This window comes from Ideonella azotifigens, assembly GCF_006519715.1.
Lineage (GTDB): Bacteria > Pseudomonadota > Gammaproteobacteria > Burkholderiales > Burkholderiaceae_C > Ideonella > Ideonella azotifigens.
Genome location: NZ_VIDT01000783.1, coordinates 1 through 2,315, shown reverse-complemented (window position 1 = coordinate 2,315; position 2,315 = coordinate 1). Strand labels below are relative to the sequence as shown.

The following is a 2,315-nucleotide window of genomic DNA, read 5'->3' as shown; positions in this document are numbered from 1 at the left end:
CCGAGGCCAGGGCCTGGGCGCTGAGCGCGCCGATGATGAGGTCGATCTCTCGCCGCGCCAGCTGTTCCAGCAGTTCCGACAACGATGCTTCGACCACCGACACGAAGATGCCGGGCTGTTTCTGCTGCAGCCGTGCGATGGCGCGCGGCAACAAGACCCGCGGCAGACCGGTGCCCACTCGCAGCCGCCCCTGCAGCCCGGCGTGGAGGGCCAGGAAATCGGCGTGCGTTCGGCGCACGTCGCCCAGCATGCGCGAGGCATGCGCGCGCAGCACCTCGCCATCCGGCGTCAGCGAAAGCCGGCGTCCGCGCACGAACAAGGGCTGACCGATGGCCTCTTCCAGGTCGGCCAGCCAGTGCGACAGCGCTGGCTGAGTCATGTGGAGTTGCCCGGCGGCAGCGGTCATGCTGCCGGTTTCGTCGAGTGCGAGGAACACTTCCAGGTGCCGGATCTTCAACCGGCGGGCCCAGGGAATGGTCTCGAGAAGATCGGACATGTGCGATTGCTGATGGACGCATCGATTCTATTCATTGGCAAGTCAGGACACCGATCCAGAGAATCCGCCGCATGGAGACCTTCGACTACATCATCATCGGCGCCGGCTCGGCAGGCTGCGTGCTGGCCCGGCGACTCTCGGACAATCCCGCGATCCGGGTGTTGCTGCTAGAAGCCGGCCCGCCGGCAGACAAATTTTGGGTCCGCACACCGGCGGGCATGGCCAAGCTCTATTTCCACGACAAGCTGAACTGGAACTACTTCACCGAACCGATGCCCGAAATGCTGAACCGCCGGATGTACTGGCCGCGCGGCAAGGGGCTCGGCGGCTCGAGCGCGATCAACGGCATGGTCTACATCCGCGGCCACCGCCAGGATTTCGATACCTGGCGTGCTCTCGGCAACCCTGGCTGGGGCTTCGACGACGTGCTGCCGTACTTCAAGCGCATGGAGCACTTCGAGCGTGGTGGCGACGCCTACCGCGGCCAGGACGGGCCGCTTTGGATCAGCGATCCGGTGATCCGCCACCCTGCGTCCGCCGACTTCGTGGCCGCGGCCGAGCGCCACGGCATCCCGCGCACCGACGACATGAACGGCGCCCTGCACGATGGCGTCGGCTTCATGCAGCACAACATCAAGCACGGCCGGCGCCACTCGGCCTGGATGGCCTATGTGGAACCGGTGGCCCAGCGTCCCAATCTGGTGGTGCGGACCGGCTGCATGGTGCAACGGATCGTCTTCGACGGACGAATGGCGACCGGCGTCTCGGTGATCTCCGGCGGCGAAACCCGCGTCCTGCAGGCGACGCGGGAGGTGATCGTGTCGGCCGGAGCGGTGAACTCGCCGCAGTTGCTGATGCTCTCCGGCATCGGGCCTGGCGAGGAACTGCAGCGCTTCGGCATTTCGCCGGTCGCGCTGTCGCCAGGCGTGGGCGGCAACCTGCAGGATCACTTCTACGTGCACACCAGCTACCGGTCGACGCGGGACAGTTCCTACAACCACGAGATCACCGGCGCGCGGAAATACTGGACCGGCCTGCGCTACCTGTTGACGCGCTCCGGCTATCTCGCCCTCGGGTCTTCACAGGTGGCGGCGTTCGTCAAGAGCAGGCCCGAAGAGGACCATGCCGACCTGCAGATCAGCTTCAGGCCGATGTCCTTCACCTACCACGGCAACGGCCTGGTCGAGGTAGACCGCGAACCCTCGATCGCCGCGTCCGTCTACCGGCTGCGCCCTGCGGTGAGCGGCACCGTCCGCCTGCGCTCGCTGGACCCCTTGCAGCCGCCGCTGCTGCAGCCGGAGTTTCTGACGCACCAGGGCGACATCGACGCGGTGATCTCCGGCCTGCGGCAGATCCGGCGCATCCTGGCCACCGAGCCGCTCGCATCGCGGGTCGTGGCGGAGATCCTGCCCGGGAGCGAAGTGCAGAGCGACGCCGCGTTGCTCGACTACCTGCGACAGCACGGCAACTCCGCGATGCATCCATCCGGCACCTGCAAGATGGGCTCAGACCCGTTGGGCGTGGTCGACGAGCGGCTGCGGGTGCGGGGCGTCGAGCGGCTGCGCGTGGTTGACGCGTCGATCATGCCGCACGTGACCTCCGGCAACACCAATGCGCCCACGATGATGATTGCCGAGAAGGGCGCGGACATGATCCTTCACGACGCCGTGGCCCACTGCCCGCGCCAGGCGGCCTGACGGTGCCCGCGCCGGCACCGCGGCGCCGAGCGTCGCATTTGCTGACCGTCGGCGGCAGTAAAAGCGACCAGTCAGGCGTCGGCCCGGCAACCACAATTTCCGTTTGGCAGGGGCGAGCCGCG

The 2,315-nt window shown here is 67.3% G+C and carries 2 protein-coding genes; one reads left to right on the top strand and one right to left on the bottom strand.

All coding sequences use genetic code 11. The features are described 5' to 3' along the window. Window positions 1-496, bottom strand: a 496-nt coding sequence (locus FKP22_RS27580) for a LysR family transcriptional regulator (RefSeq protein WP_141291176.1), incomplete at its 3' end; no start/stop codon positions are given. A gap of 71 nt (window positions 497-567) precedes the next feature. Between FKP22_RS27580 and FKP22_RS27575 the strand changes: the two genes are divergently transcribed. Further along, complete coding sequence (locus FKP22_RS27575; protein ID WP_141291174.1) at window positions 568-2,193, top strand: GMC family oxidoreductase; 1,626 nt, start codon at window positions 568-570, stop codon at window positions 2,191-2,193. Window positions 2,194-2,315 lie beyond the last annotated feature (122 nt).

Excerpts from the sequence above, each read along its gene's own strand:
- FKP22_RS27575 (WP_141291174.1), top strand. The coding sequence starts at position 568 with ATGGAGACCTTCGACTACATCATCATCGGCGCCGGCTCGGCAGGCTGC.